Source organism: Streptosporangium sp. CA-115845 (assembly GCF_050943795.1).
In the GTDB taxonomy this organism is placed as follows: Bacteria; Actinomycetota; Actinomycetes; order Streptosporangiales; family Streptosporangiaceae; genus Streptosporangium.
Genome location: NZ_CP191988.1, coordinates 89,686 through 102,435 on the forward strand (window position 1 = coordinate 89,686; position 12,750 = coordinate 102,435).

The 12,750-nt window shown below is 70.4% G+C and carries 11 protein-coding genes and 1 riboswitch; of the genes, 8 read left to right on the forward strand and 3 right to left on the reverse strand.

Going from position 1 to position 12,750, the window contains the following annotated elements:
- Positions 1 to 219: 219 nt before the first annotated feature.
- The 3 genes from ACQP0P_RS02200 to ACQP0P_RS02210 all read left to right on the forward strand — a co-directional run bounded on the left by ACQP0P_RS02200 (position 220) and on the right by ACQP0P_RS02210 (position 4,545).
- Complete coding sequence (locus ACQP0P_RS02200) at positions 220 to 1,116, forward strand: ATP-binding cassette domain-containing protein (RefSeq protein ID WP_433370189.1); 897 nt, start codon at positions 220 to 222, stop codon at positions 1,114 to 1,116.
- Positions 1,113 to 2,711, forward strand: a complete 1,599-nt coding sequence (locus tag ACQP0P_RS02205; RefSeq protein ID WP_433370192.1) for an ABC transporter permease — start codon at positions 1,113 to 1,115, stop codon at positions 2,709 to 2,711. Before ACQP0P_RS02200 ends, ACQP0P_RS02205 begins: the two co-directional genes overlap by 4 nt.
- A gap of 577 nt (positions 2,712 to 3,288) precedes the next feature.
- Complete coding sequence (locus tag ACQP0P_RS02210; protein WP_433370195.1) at positions 3,289 to 4,545, forward strand: IS1634 family transposase; 1,257 nt, start codon at positions 3,289 to 3,291, stop codon at positions 4,543 to 4,545.
- A 26-nt stretch (positions 4,546 to 4,571) separates the two neighbouring features.
- Here the strand turns inward: ACQP0P_RS02210 and ACQP0P_RS02215 are convergent, their stop codons facing one another.
- Both ACQP0P_RS02215 and ACQP0P_RS02220 read right to left on the reverse strand, forming a co-directional pair.
- Positions 4,572 to 5,606: a hemolysin family protein gene (locus tag ACQP0P_RS02215; RefSeq protein WP_433370198.1), complete on the reverse strand. Its 1,035-nt coding sequence runs from the start codon at positions 5,604 to 5,606 to the stop codon at positions 4,572 to 4,574.
- Positions 5,603 to 7,078, reverse strand: coding sequence for a hemolysin family protein (locus ACQP0P_RS02220; RefSeq protein ID WP_433370201.1), 1,476 nt, complete (start codon positions 7,076 to 7,078; stop codon positions 5,603 to 5,605). Before ACQP0P_RS02220 ends, ACQP0P_RS02215 begins: the two co-directional genes overlap by 4 nt.
- Before the next feature lie 294 nt (positions 7,079 to 7,372).
- On the opposite strand from ACQP0P_RS02220, the gene ACQP0P_RS02225 reads away from it, so the two are divergent.
- The 5 genes from ACQP0P_RS02225 (at position 7,373) to ACQP0P_RS02245 (ending at position 12,104) form a co-directional block, all read left to right on the forward strand.
- Positions 7,373 to 8,635, forward strand: coding sequence for an LCP family protein (locus ACQP0P_RS02225; RefSeq protein ID WP_433370204.1), 1,263 nt, complete (start codon positions 7,373 to 7,375; stop codon positions 8,633 to 8,635).
- Positions 8,636 to 8,764: 129 nt separating this feature from the next.
- Positions 8,765 to 9,331, forward strand: coding sequence for a DM13 domain-containing protein (locus ACQP0P_RS02230; protein WP_433370207.1), 567 nt, complete (start codon positions 8,765 to 8,767; stop codon positions 9,329 to 9,331).
- Positions 9,332 to 9,346: 15 nt separating this feature from the next.
- Positions 9,347 to 9,952, forward strand: coding sequence for a TenA family protein (locus ACQP0P_RS02235; protein ID WP_350913977.1), 606 nt, complete (start codon positions 9,347 to 9,349; stop codon positions 9,950 to 9,952).
- A gap of 226 nt (positions 9,953 to 10,178) precedes the next feature.
- Positions 10,179 to 10,502, forward strand: coding sequence for a rhodanese-like domain-containing protein (locus ACQP0P_RS02240; RefSeq protein ID WP_433370211.1), 324 nt, complete (start codon positions 10,179 to 10,181; stop codon positions 10,500 to 10,502).
- Positions 10,503 to 10,627: 125 nt separating this feature from the next.
- Positions 10,628 to 10,767: riboswitch (TPP riboswitch) on the forward strand.
- Complete coding sequence (locus tag ACQP0P_RS02245; protein WP_433370214.1) at positions 10,758 to 12,104, forward strand: purine-cytosine permease family protein; 1,347 nt, start codon at positions 10,758 to 10,760, stop codon at positions 12,102 to 12,104. (Overlaps the previous riboswitch by 10 nt.)
- 15 nt (positions 12,105 to 12,119) lie before the next feature.
- Here ACQP0P_RS02245 and ACQP0P_RS02250 read toward each other — a convergent pair whose 3' ends face one another.
- Complete coding sequence (locus ACQP0P_RS02250) at positions 12,120 to 12,680, reverse strand: methylated-DNA--[protein]-cysteine S-methyltransferase (protein WP_386311530.1); 561 nt, start codon at positions 12,678 to 12,680, stop codon at positions 12,120 to 12,122.
- Between the last annotated feature and the right edge of the window lie 70 nt (positions 12,681 to 12,750).

Sequence of the window (12,750 nt, forward strand, 5' to 3'; positions counted from 1 at the left end):
GCGGTCACCATCATCTTGTCGATCCTGCCGCACTCCTCCACCGACAACCGTGGTCGCCCGGTGGTTCGACGACGAACGAGTCCTGGGTACGGCGCGGCGACCGCGCGATCGCGCCCGGGGAGGGCTGGCGCCGCCCCCACGCCAGGAGTAACGTCACCTGCGGTGCGCCGGGAAGCCTGGTCGGCAATGTCCTATCCGATCGACTCCGGGAGTCCCCCCATGCCGTCAGACTCCGCCGTGCTCATCAACGGCCTCACCAAGCGGTTCGGCCATGTCCAGGCCCTGAACGGCCTCGACCTGGAAGTACGGACCGGCGAGGTGCACGGCTTCCTCGGCCCCAACGGCGCCGGGAAGACCACCGCCCTGCGCGTCCTGCTCGGACTCCTGCGCGGCGACTCAGGCCACGCCGAACTTCTCGGCGCCGACCCGTGGCGGGACGCGGTCGACCTGCACCGGCGGCTCGCCTACGTTCCCGGCGACGTGACACTCTGGCCCACCCTGTCCGGCGGCGAGGCGATCGACCTGCTCGCCCGCCTGCGCGGCGGGATAGATCCACGGCGACGTGCCACTCTCATCGACCGCTTCGACTTCGACCCGACCAAGAAGGGCCGTGCCTACTCCAAAGGCAACCGGCAGAAGGTCGCGCTGATCGCGGCGCTGTCCTCCAACGTCGAACTGCTGCTGCTGGATGAGCCCACCGCGGGCCTGGACCCGCTCATGGAGGCGGTCTTCCGCGACTGTGTCGCCGAGGAGCACGCCGCCGGCCGTACGGTGCTGCTGTCCAGCCACATCCTGACCGAGGTCGAAGCGCTCTGCGACCGTGTCACCATCATCCGCGACGGCCGCGCCGTCGAAACCGGGACGCTGACGCAGCTGCGGCACCTGACCCGGACCTCGATCAGCGCCGAACTGGCCGAGATTCCCGATGCCCTCGCCGGCCGGCCCGGCGTGCACGACCTCGCCGTCAACGGCAATCACGTCAGCTTCGAGGTCGACGCCGAGCACCTGGACGGCGTGATGCGGCTGATCACCCAGGCGGGACTGCGCGGTCTCACCTGCCGGCCGCCCACCCTGGAGCAGCTGTTCCTGCGCCACTACCAGGTGAACGCGTCATGACCGCCCTCACCGGAACCGGTGTCCTGGTCCGGCTCGCGCTGCGCCGCGACCGCCTGCTGCTGCCCGTCTGGATTCTGGTGATCGTCGCCATCCCGGCCTCGACCGCCTCCGCCATCGCCGATCTGTACCCCGACGTCGGGCAGCGCCTGGCGCTGGGCGCCACCATCATGGCCAATCCCGCGCTGCAGGCGCTCACCGGGCCGGTCTTCGATGCCGCCTCCGTCGGCGGGCTGACCGCCTGGCGGGCCACCACCTTCGCCACGGTGCTGGCCGGCCTGATGAGCGTCATGCTGGTCGTCCGGCACACCCGGGCCGAGGAGGAGAGCGGGCGGGCCGAACTCATCGGCGCCGCCCCGGTCGGCCGGTACGCGCTCCCCGCCGCCGCCGTGATCGTCACCGGCCTGGCCAACCTCCTGGCCGCCCTCCTCCTGACCGCGGGTTTCGCCGGGCAGGGGCTGCCGCCGGCCGGGTCGATCGCCTTCGCCGGGGCCGTGGCGGGCGTGGGCTGGGTCTTCACCGGGATCGCGGCGGTCACCGCGCAGCTGACCGAGAACGCCCGCACCGCCAACGCCCTGGCCATCGCCGTCCTGGGCCTGTTCTTCCTGCTGCGCGCGGCCGGGGACGCGGCCGGGGCCGAGGCGGTGTCCTGGCTGTCGCCACTGGGCTGGGCCCAGCGGACGCGGGCCTTCGCCGACGAACGCTGGTGGCTGCTGGCCGTGTTCGCCGCCGTCGCGGTCCTCCTGGTGATGGCGGCCGATCTGCTCGCGCGGCGGCGCGACGTCGGCGCCGGACTGCTGCCCTCTCGCCGGGGACCGGCGGCCGCCGCAGCGTCCCTGAGGTCGCCGCTCGCGCTTGCCTGGCGCCTGCAGCGGGGCGTCCTGTTCGGCTGGGCCGCCGCCTTCGCCGTGGTCGGCGCGGTGTTCGGTTCACTGGCGGCCAGCGTGGGCGACATCGTCGGCGACAACCCCCAGATCGCCGACATGCTGACCCGGCTCGGCGGCGCGGGCGCACTGGTCGACACCTTCTTCGCCACCCAGCTGGGCCTGTTCGCCCTGGTGGCCGGCGGCTACGCCGTCCAGGCCGTCTTGCGGCCACGAGCCGAGGAGGCCGGCGGGCGGGCCGAACCGGTACTCGCCGGCGCGGTGTTCCGCTGGCGCTGGCTCGGCGGCCACCTGGTCTGCGCCCTGGCCGGATCGGCGCTGATTCTCGCCATCGCCGGGCTGGCCGCCGGCCTGGCCCACGGGCTGCGCGTCGGCGAACCCGCGACGCAGGCGATGCGCATCCTGGGCGCCGCTCTCGCCCAGGTCCCCGCCGTCTGGGTGCTCGCCGCGATCACCGCCTTGCTGTTCGGGCTCCTGCCCCGCATGACTGCCGCCGCGTGGGCGTTCCTGGTCGCCTTCGCCCTGCTCGGCCAGCTCGGGGAACTGCTCCAGATCGACGAGAGGATCCGCCGGCTCTCCCCCTTCGCCCACGTGCCCCACCTCCCAGGCGGAGCGGCGAGCGCGACTCCATTGGTGTGGCTGTGCCTGGTCACCGGTGTCCTGATCGCCGCGGGCCTCGCCGGATTCGGCCGCCGGGACCTGAAAACCGACTGAACCGCCACCATGGCCTGGTCGTTGGCCCACACCAGCGGCAGTGAGACGTTCATCGGCGAGCGGGTGAAAACCATCGGTCCAGCTGGGGCATCGCCGCGATCAACACCACCGAGACCACGGCGAACGGGACCAGCCACCCTCCTGGGCGCCTGACGTATTACGCTGACAGAGAAAACGGGCCGAGGGAGAGGATCTCCCTCGGCCCGCGGCGTTCGCCGGCCCGCCGAGTCGATGGATCGGCGGGCCGATCCGGGACGAGGCGGTTCCGCAGGTGCGGTGCCCATCGATGCCCATCGATGCCCACCGGTGCCCATCGATGCCCACCGGTGCCCACCGGTGCCCACCGGTGCCCACCGGTGCCCACCGGTGTTCACTGGGTGCGACGGCGGGGCGCCTCGGAGACGACCTCGGCACGGAGTGCCCGGGAAGCCGGTGAGGCGCCCCGGCCGCCGTACTAGCCCCGTTTTCCGCACGTTGGGGTGGGTGGGGTTCGGCTGAGTCGTTGACCTGCTCGAGCGGCTCGGAACCGGTACGACATGCGGTCGTGAGACAACGCGCGCAGTTCGGTGTCCCGAGTGTGGAAAAGACCCTCGGGGCGCTGCCGGTGGTGGCGGATTTCTGCCGGAAGTTGAGGATCGCCGATGTGGTCGATGCCCTCTGCCCCGTGGGTGACCTGGCCGAACTCACCCACGGCCAAGTCATCGAGGTGCTGGTCGCCAACCGGCTGACCTCTCCGGCGCCGCTGGTCCACGCGGCCGACCGGGCTCAGGCCTGGGCGGTGGGCGAGGCCTTCGGCATCGAGGCCGACCTGCTCAACGACGACCGGATCGGCCGAGCGCTGGACGCGATCGCCCCGCACCTGGATCACCTCACCGGATCGGTCGGACCGACCGCGATCGAGGCGTTCGGCGTCGAGGCCTCCCGCATGCACTGGGACATGACCTCGATCTCCCTGCACGGAGCTTATGAGCAGGCCGAACAGGGATATGCGGCGCCGAGGTTCGGCCATCCCAAAGATCGCCGCCCGGATCTGAAGCAGATCCAAGCGGGGATCGCCGTCACCGGCGACGGCGCCATCCCGGTGTTTCATCGCGCCTTCGACGGCGGAGCCGGCGAGGTCGGCCAGGTCATCGGCGCGATGAAGGCACTGCAACGACTGGCCTCGGCCCAGCGGTTACTGATGATCGGCGACTCCAAGCTGATCTCGTATCCGAACCTGGCCGCGATGTGCGCCGACGGCGTCGCCTTCATCGCCCCGGCCTCCAAGACCTACGTCCCGGCCACCGAGTTGGCCGGCCTGGACCTGTCCGCCGCCACCCGAATCGACTACGTCGCCCGGCGCGATGCGGCCAAAGCCGCCCCCGAGCGGGGATCGTGGCACGTGGTCGAAGACACCATGGCCTTGGCCGGGCCACGCAAGAAGGACCCGGTACTCGCGCTGCGGCGGGTGTTCGTCCACTCCTCGGCCCGCGCCCGGGCCGCGGCCGCCGCCCGGGCCAAGAAGCTCGATCGGGCCCGCGATGACCTGGAGCGGCTCCAACGCGGCCTGGGCAGCAGGCACTACCCCGACCTCGACAAAGTCACCGCCCGGATCGCGGTGATCAGCCGCGAACGCCAAGTCCGGCGAGCCCTTGCCCTGCACGGGAGCACCAAGGTCGACGGCTTGTACGCGGGCAGGCCCGCCGTCCCCACCGGACGGTTGATCTTCGAGGCGCTGGCCGGTCTGCGGATCATCCCCGGGACCGGCCAGTCCCCTTCCGTCATCCCTCAGCCCACACCCGTTCAGGCCCATCTCCTCGATTTACTGGACGTGGACCCGCGAGATCTCCGCTGACAATCGGCCACGTGCGGAAAACGGGACTAGCGGGTCGCGAGCACCCGGACGCCCAGGATCTCGCCGAGAAGGTCCGTGAGGCTCACCATGCCGACCACCTCGCCGCCGCCGTCCGTGACGAGGCCCAGATGCGCGTGGGCGTCCTGAAGGGCGGAGACGGCGTCGGGGATCGTGGTGGCCTTGTCCAGGCGGGGCACCGGCCGGGCGAGCTCCGCGGGGCTGGCATCCGGCCGGACGAGGATGTCCCTGATGTGCACCACGCCCAGGACGTCGCGCGGCTGGCCGGAGGTGACCAGCAGGCGCAGGTGCCCGTCGCGCGCGGCCACCTCGCGGATGTGCGTGCCCGTCGCGTCGCCGGGCACCGAGGTGGCCTTGGCCAGCGGCAGCATCAACCGTTCGACCGGCTGCTGGTGGACTCGCAGGGCCCGGGTGAGCAGGTCGTGCTCGTCCCGGTCGAGCAGCCCCATCCGGCCCGACTCACCGACCAGCATCGCCAGCTGGACAGGGGTCCTGGTGGTGGCCAGCTCGTCCCTGGGATGCACGCCGAACAGCTTCAGGATCCCGTTGGTCAGGCCGTTGAGTGCGGCGAGCACCGGCCTGACGACCCAGGTGAAGCCGCGGAACGGCAGGGCCAGACCCATCGCGGCGATCTCGGGATGGGTCAGCGCCCACGACTTGGGAGCCATCTCGCCGACCACCATGTGCAGGAAGGTGATGATCGCCAGCGCGATCATCAGCGAGATGGGGACCCGCAGCGACTCGGGCACGCCGACCGCGCCGAAGACCGGTTCCAGCAGGTGCTCGACGGCAGGCTCGGTCACCATGCCCAGACCGAGCGAGCAGAGCGTGATGCCCAGCTGCGCACCGGCCAGCATCAGGGAGAGCTCCCTGCCGCCGCGCACGGCGGCGCGGGCGGTGATCCGGGCCAACCGGCCCCCCTTACCCGCGAGCTCCTCCAGACGGTGCCTGCGGGCTGAGATCACCGCGAACTCGGCGGCGACGAAGAAGGCGTTGCCGATCAGCAGGGCCACACCGAGCAGCAGGGCGGCGCTGGTGTTCATCGTCGCTTCACCCCGCTCCGCTCGATCATGGAAGTCTCCGGGACAGGCTCGATCATCTGCGGCGCGGTCATCGCCGGATCATCCTCTCTCCTCGCCGTTCCCGGCGTCGCGTCCCCCTCGGGATCGTCCTTTTGCGGTACGGCGAGTGACAGCCGTACCCACTCGGGGACCCTGCGGTGCACCGACAGCACGGTGAGCAGCGCGTCCTTCTCGTCGGCGCCGTCGTTCTCCAGAGGGTCGTTCCGCAGGGTCAGCGTGACGGTCACGCTGTCACCGGGCTCGGCCATCCGGCCGAGGGTGGCGAGCACGAGACCCGCGACGGTGTCGTAGTCGTCGCTCTCCGGAAGCTGCAGCCCGATGGCCCGCTCGATCTCGTCCAGCCGGAGCGTGCCTGGCAGGTCCCAGGTGCCCTCCTCACCCGCGACGACCCCCGCGGGCTCCGGGTCGTTCTCGTCGACGAGCTCGCCGACGAGCTCCTCGGCGAGGTCCTCGACGGTGACCACGCCGGCCAGCCCCCCGTACTCGTCGATGACGCAGGCCAGGTCGTCGCGGGCGGCGCGCATGCGCTCCAGCACGACGGGGAGCGGCAGGGAGGTGGGCACCAGGAGCGCGGGACGGGTGATCTTCTCCAGCGTTCCGGTGCTCAGCCCCGACTTGAGCAGCTCGCGCACGCCGGTGACGCCGACCACGTCGTCGCCGTTCTGGTCGCAGAGCACCGGGTAGCGGGAGTGGCCGTGCCTGCGGACGGCTTCGATCAGGTCGGAGATCGGGCGTTCCTCCCTCAGCAGCACCACGCGGGGACGCGGCACCATGACGTCCTCGGCGGTACGGTCGCCGAACTCCAGCGCGCGCTCCAGCAGCTCCGACAGCCGTGGCGGCAGGTCGCCGGTGCTGGCGGACTCGGAGATGATCCGGGACAGCTCCTCGGGGCTGGCGCCGTGCTCGATCTCCTCCACCGGCTCGACGCCGACCCGGCGCAACAGGCCGGTGGCGGCGGAGTCGAACAGCCGGATGACCGGTCCGGCGATCCGCAGGTAGATCAACGTCGAGCGGGCGAGGAACTTCGCCACCGGCTCGGGACGGGCGATGCCAAGGTTCTTGGGGGCGAGCTCGCCGAGGACCATCTGAATGACGGTGGCGACCACGACGGCCAGCGCCACGGCGATGCCGGACACGGCACCCGACGGCACTCCCGCGGCCTCCAGCCAGGGGCGGATGACCGTGGCGATGGCGGGTTCGGCGATGAAACCGACGAGCAGCGCGGTGACGGTGATGCCGAGTTGCGCGCCCGACAGCATGAACGACAGGCGTCCCGTCACCTCCAGCGCCCGTTCCGCGGCCACGTCGCCCGAGTCGGCCTGCTCACGCAGCACACCGCGGTCCGCCGCGACGAAGGCGAACTCCTGGGCGACGAAATAGCCGGTGGCGAAGGTGAGCAGAAGTATGGCCAGCAGGCCCAGAGCCGTGTTCACCGGGTAGCTCTCCCGGTCGGTTCAGCGGTTCCCGTGCGTTTGCACGGGCAGGTACTCCACGAGTCCGGAGTGGACACGATCATCCTTTCGAGCAGAGGTAGTTCTCTACCGTAACGATCCGGGTAGGGGTTGATGTTTCCGGATCAGCAGACGATCGCATTGTCGGTGGCTAACAACCTGTCTGAGTACTTTTACATAGGGAAACCTTGGGGACCCTGCGGCATGCGCGTGAGCCACGACGTAGCGTCGATAATGACGTTTTCACCATGAGATCAAGAAGTGGCGGGACACGACGTGGCTGACTGGCCCGAAGACGACGATCGCACTCGCGCGCTGCGATCGCCCGCGCCGGGGCCCGTGCCGCAGCGAGCGGCCGGGCAGCCCGCCCACCCCCTGCCGGGCGGGCCGGCGGCGTCCGCCCGGCGGGGGGCGTCCGCGGGTGAGGAGGTGCCGCCCCCACGAGGAGGCTCGCGGGTGTACGGAAAGGCCAGGTCGGGCTCCAGCCCGGTCAGACCGCTGAACGCCTCCTCCGACGGCCCCCGCGCCGGTTCCGGCGGTCCGGGGGGCGGCGGCGGGCCGCGGACGCCGGGCTGGCGCCCGAAGCGTCCGGGCAGGCTGGTCGTGCGGATCCTCGCCGGGCTGCTCGTCGTGCTGCTGGTCGTGGCCATCGGCGGATATTTCATGATCAACTCCCGGCTGACCGGGATCGAGGCGCTCACCGACTACGAGGGCCGGCCCGCCGACACCCCCGGCACCAACTGGCTGCTGGTCGGCTCCGACAGCCGGGAGGGCCTGACCGCGGCACAGCGCAAGAAGCTCGCCACGGGCAAGGCCGTGGGCCGCAGGACCGACACGATGATGCTGCTGCACATCCCCGACGGTGACGGCCGCCCGACCCTGGTCAGCCTGCCGCGTGACTCCTACGTGCCGATCGACGGCCACGGCAGCAACAAGCTCAACGCCGCCTACGCCTTCCCGGACGGCGGCCCCACGTTGCTCGCCAAGACCGTGGAGAAGGTGACCGGGCTGCGGCTCGACCACTACATGGAGATCGGCTTCGGCGGCTTCGTGGGCATCGTCGACGCCATCGGCGGGGTCGAGATCGACGTCAAGCAGGCCATCAAGGATCCCAAAGCCGGGATCAACCTGAAGAAGGGGCTCCAGCTCATGGACGGCGGGACGGCCCTCGGCTACGTCCGTACCCGTGCCACCGGCGCCATCCCCGACCTCGACCGGACCCAGCGCCAGCGGCAGTTCTTCTCCGCGGTGGTGAAGAAGGCGGCCAGCCCCGGGGTCCTGATCAACCCCTTCACCTCCGTGCCGCTCGCGCTGAGCGCCGCCGACTCGGTGTCCGTGGGCGAGGAGACCGGCGCCTTCGACCTGCTCTCCCTCGGTCTCGCCATGGGCGACAACCCGGTCACCACCGTCGTCCCGGTCGGCTCCCTGCCCACCATCAACGGTCAGGCGGTCGTCAAGTGGGATCGGGAGAAGGCGCTGCGCCTGTTCGACGCGCTGGCCGAGGACAAGCCCGTCCCCAAGGACGTCCTCGCCAAGTAGGCCGCTGCCCCCGCCGTGGTCGTAAGCACTCCGTAAGCGGCGCGCGACCACGGCGCCGGTAGCGTCGATCCTCAAGGCCGGTCTCGGCCTTGAGGACCAGAGCCGGGGCCCCCACGCCGGAGGTATTCGATGAGGATCAAAAGACTGCTCCGACACCCCGCCACCTGGGGCGTTCTGGCGGTCGGTGCCGTCGTGCTCGGCGTCGCCCTCTACCTGTTCCAGCCCTGGCGCCTGTTCACCACGGTCGAGGTGAACGAGGCGTTGCCGACCGTGGCCGTGACCTCCGCGCCGGAGGCGACCCCGGTGGTGGAAGACGGGGCGAGCGAGCCCGCCAAGGCACCCGAGGAGCCGAAAAACCTGGCCAAGGGCACGTTCATCTCCCACGAGCACGAGACCACGGGCAAGGCGAGGGTGCTGGAGCTCCCGGATGGGAGCCGGGTCCTGCGGATCGAGGACCTGGACACCTCCGACGGCCCGGATCTGCGGGTCTGGCTGAGTGACCAGCCCGTCAAGGAGGGCAGGGCCGGATGGTTCAACCTGGACGACGGCAAGCACCTCGAACTCGGCGATCTGAAGGGCAACCGGGGTAACGCCAACTACGCCATCCCCGCGGGGGCCGACCTCGACAGCCTGAAGAGCGTCACCATCTGGTGCAAGCGCTTCGGCGTCTCCTTCGGTGCCGCCGCCCTCACCTGACATAATGCCCGGATTGTGAGTGTTTCCGAGGAGCTGCATGCCATTGGCCGCCCGCTCGTCGAGGTGCAGCTCGCGCACCCGACGGTGGTCGGCATCGCGCGAGGGGACCTGCCCGAGCCGGTGTTCCGGTCCTGGCTGGAGCAGGACTACCTGTTTCTGCTCGACTATGTCCGGGTTTTCTCGCGACTCGCCTGGCAGGCCCCTGACGGGCACCTGGGCGACCTGGTGGATCTGGCCCACGCCACGTTCCACGAGGAGTTGAACCTGCACCGTTCACTGTCCGCGGAGTTCGGCGCCGATCTCGGCGGGGTGCGAAAGGGGCCTGCCTGTGCGGCCTACACCTCCTTCCTGCTCGACTCCGCGGCCGTCTACGCCGACGGCCTGGCCGCGCTCTACCCCTGCATGTGGGGTTACTCCACACTCGGTCGCGCCCTGGCCGAGAACCCGCCCGACGAGCCGCGATACCGTGCCTGGGTCGACACCTACGCCCACCCGGCCTTCGCCGAGCTGACCGAGCGCATCGCCGTGATGATCGACGAGGCGGCACCCGATCCCGGTAGGGCGGGAAAGCTGTTCACCGAGGGAATGGCCCACGAACTCGCCTTCTGGGACGTGCCCTGAGCCCGTCCTCTCGTGGCCGGCTTTCGTCTTTCCCGGCCTCCTGACCGCTCCGCCCTCCTCGGCGGTGGTCTCGCCGACCCTTCGGCCACCGGGCGCCGAAGGTTGGCCGATTCAGTCGGTCAGTTGTGGTGAATTAGCTCACTATCAGGGGAAATTGAGAGTCCGGATGAGGGCATCCGAGAGGCTTCGCGCACCCATCAGGTGTGGGAGTTGGAACAATGGGCGCATGAGTGTTCCTGAGGTCGAGGTACGGGCCGTGCCGGATGACGCGTTCCTGCTCGACGTACGCGAGAACGACGAGTGGCGTGCCGGGCACGCGCCGGGAGCCGTCCACATTCCGCTGGGTGAGCTGCAGTCCCGGGTCGACGAGGTGCCCAAGGGGGCGCCCGTCTACGTGGTCTGCCGGGTCGGCGGCCGTTCCGCCAACGCCACCGCCTGGCTCAACCACATGGGCCGGGACGCGATCAACGTCGGCGGCGGTATGCAGTCCTGGGAGGTGGCGGGGCGTTCGATGGTCGCCGAGAGCGGTCAGGACCCGTTCGTGGCCTGAGTGGCCTGAGTGGTCTGAGTGGCCTGAGTGGTCTCACTGGTCTCAGTGACCCGGGGGGCCTGAGTCGACGTCCATCGAGGAGGCGGTCCTTGCCAAGAAAGGAATAAATGGCATAATCGGGGCGAATTATCTACCGCGGGAGCTCGGGCGTGACCGGGCTGAGAGGGCGGAACCACGCAGAGGGTCGCACAGACCCTCCGACGCGCCGCCGACCGCATGAACCTGTCCGGGTAATGCCGGCGTAGGGAGCGTGTGATGTCGCCTGCCGTCGTTGACTCCAAGTCAGCCGAGGCTCCCCTCACCCTCGACGAGGCTCCTCCCAAGGAGCTCGGCGTGCTCGACCAGGGCGCGCTCTGGGCCAACCTGGGGGTCAGCCTGCTCGGATTCTCCGGCGCGATCGCGCTGATCGATCCGCTCGGCGACCGGCCGCTGAGCTTCGTGGCCGCGGTCCTGGCCGCCGTCGTGGGCAGCGTCATCGGCACCGCGATGGTCGGCCTGGCCGCCATTCCCGGGCAGCGGACCGGTGCTCCGGCGATGGTCCTGCTCCGCGGGCTGTTCGGCGCCAGGCTCTCGTACCTGCCGACCGTGCTGAACATCATCCAGATGTTCGGCTGGGGCGCGTTCGAGCTCTGGGTCATCGCCCAGGGCGCCCAGGCCATCGCCGGATCCTTCGGGATCGAGGTGCCGTACGCGGTCTGGGTGGTCGTCGGAGGGGTGATCACCACCGCGCTGAGCATCCGGCCGCTGGGAGCGGTCCGGTTGCTCCGCCGGTACGTCACCGCCGGCGTGATCGTCTCGATGATCTGGTTCGCGGTCGCCCTGTTCAGCCGGGGACCGTCCATCGGTGGTGGGTCGTGGGAGGCCTTCGCGCCCTCGGTCGACTATGTGATCGCGCTGTCGGTCTCGTGGGTGCCGGTCGCGGCGGACTTCGCCCGGTTCTCCAGGTCCGGCAGGGCCACGTTCACCGGTGTCGTCGGCGGCTACACGATCACCCAGGTGGCCTGCCTGGTCCTGGGAATCGCGGCGCTCGCCCTGGTCGGCAACGACACCGGACGGGTCTGGGACCCCTTCGTGGCCGCGGCGCTCGGCCCGCTGTTCTTCGGCATCCTGGTGCTCCGGGAGACCGACCAGTCGTTCGTGAACGTCTACTCCACCACCATGTCGCTGCAGAACCTGATGCCCAGGCTGGACCGCAGGGTCATCTCCATGGTCGTCGGGGTACTGGTCACCCTGCTCGCGATCTTCGTCAAGGTCGACACCTACACCGCGTTCCTGAGCCTGATCGGGGCGGTCTTCGTGCCGATGTTCGCGGTGCTCGCCGTGGACTACTTCCTGCTCGGCGGAGCCAGGCGCTGGGACACCTCCGACAGCGCGCCCTCGCGCTGGCTCATGGTGGCCCCGTGGCTGCTGGGCTTCGCGGCATGGTGGATGCTCGCCGCGCTGCCGGTCGCCCCGGAGCTGGCCTGGTGGACCTCGTTCTGGACCGATACCCGTGACCTGCTCGGTTTCGTCCCGCAGCCGTGGATGAGCGCGGCCGTCGGCGCGTTCCTCGTCGCGGGTCTCGTCACCCTGGGCACCGGTGCGCTCCGGCGCCGTCCCTGACCGGGCGGAGGCGCGCTACGCGCGGGACTCGATGCGCAGCAGGCGTTCCTTGGCGGCAGGGCCCCCGGCGTACCCGCCAAGGACCGACTCGCTCTCGACGACCCGGTGGCACGGCACGATGACGCACACCGGGTTGCTGCCCAGCGCGTTGCCGACCGCGCGCAGCGCCCGCGGCCTGCCGATCCGCTCGGCGATCTCGCGGTAGGTCGTCACCGTCCCGTACGGCACCGAGAGCATCATCTGCAGTACCGTCCTGGAGAACTGGGTGGCCAGGCGCAGGTCGACCGTTGTGGTGAAGGCACGGAGCCGGGCGGAGAAGTAGGCGTCCAGCTCCCGGCGGACCGGGTCGAGCCGCCGGGGGTCCGGCCCGATGAAGGTGCCGACCTCCCTGCTGATCCGCTCGAAGACGACGTTCTCGTCCTCGTAGCTGCAGGCCACCACACCCCGGCCGGTCACGGCGAGGGTAAGACGCCCCAGCGGTCCGTCGAGCGTGCCGAACGCGATGTCGGGATGGCTCGTGCCGACGTAGTCGGGCGAGGTCACCCGTAGCAATGCATCGATGTCGCCGGATGACATGGCCCCACCCTTTCGTATCCAGGTGTGTGGTGACCGCAGAGTATCGGACGGATCGCCCGGCCAGTGGCAA

Excerpts from the sequence above, each read along its gene's own strand:
- ACQP0P_RS02200 (WP_433370189.1), top strand. The coding sequence starts at position 220 with ATGCCGTCAGACTCCGCCGTGCTCATCAACGGCCTCACCAAGCGGTTC.
- ACQP0P_RS02205 (WP_433370192.1), top strand. The coding sequence starts at position 1,113 with ATGACCGCCCTCACCGGAACCGGTGTCCTGGTCCGGCTCGCGCTGCGC.
- ACQP0P_RS02215 (WP_433370198.1), bottom strand. The coding sequence starts at position 5,606 with ATGAACACCAGCGCCGCCCTGCTGCTCGGTGTGGCCCTGCTGATCGGC.
- ACQP0P_RS02230 (WP_433370207.1), top strand. The coding sequence starts at position 8,765 with ATGAGGATCAAAAGACTGCTCCGACACCCCGCCACCTGGGGCGTTCTG.
- ACQP0P_RS02240 (WP_433370211.1), top strand. The coding sequence starts at position 10,179 with ATGAGTGTTCCTGAGGTCGAGGTACGGGCCGTGCCGGATGACGCGTTC.
- ACQP0P_RS02245 (WP_433370214.1), top strand. The coding sequence starts at position 10,758 with ATGTCGCCTGCCGTCGTTGACTCCAAGTCAGCCGAGGCTCCCCTCACC.
- ACQP0P_RS02250 (WP_386311530.1), bottom strand. The coding sequence starts at position 12,680 with ATGTCATCCGGCGACATCGATGCATTGCTACGGGTGACCTCGCCCGAC.